This is a genomic window from Virgibacillus salarius, assembly GCF_039521925.1.
GTDB classification, from domain to species: Bacteria; Bacillota; Bacilli; order Bacillales; family Amphibacillaceae; genus Virgibacillus; species Virgibacillus salarius.
Genome location: NZ_BAAACY010000034.1, coordinates 1 through 501 on the forward strand (window position 1 = coordinate 1; position 501 = coordinate 501).

The following is a 501-nucleotide window of genomic DNA, read 5'->3' on the forward strand; positions in this document are numbered from 1 at the left end:
CGGCACGAAATTAGAAGCGAATGCCAATAAGTTCACTTTTGTATGGAAAAAATCCATTGAAAAATACAGCACCGATTTAATAGAGAAGTCGAATCAAATGTATGAGGAATTACTGGAAAAAGAAATTATTCCTGAAATAGAAAGGGAAAGTTCTGATGAAATTTCAACGGAAGAACTCAATGAAGTAGTAAAAAACCTAGATGAAAAAGTGAAGAAATACGATCAAGAAATCGAGGAAAGTGAAAAAGCAAAAGATCGCAAACAACTCCGTTCTATGCGAAAAGAACCCAAGCAATACCGTAAACAATTCCAAGACTATGTAATTCGTAAACAGAAATATCAAAATGATATGGAGATCTTTGGCAACCGCAATAGTTATTCTAAGACGGATCATGATGCCACTTTTATGAGAATGAAAGATGACTATATGAAAAGAAGGTACCTTTTCAATATCTATCGAATCGAACAGATAAAGCCGGATTTAAACGAACCTTTCGTGTC

At 34.3% G+C, this 501-nt stretch carries 1 pseudogene; it reads left to right on the forward strand.

The annotated features are described in order from the left end of the window. Positions 1-501 (forward strand): annotated as a pseudogene (locus tag ABDZ84_RS05450) (IS5/IS1182 family transposase); the annotation flags it as partial.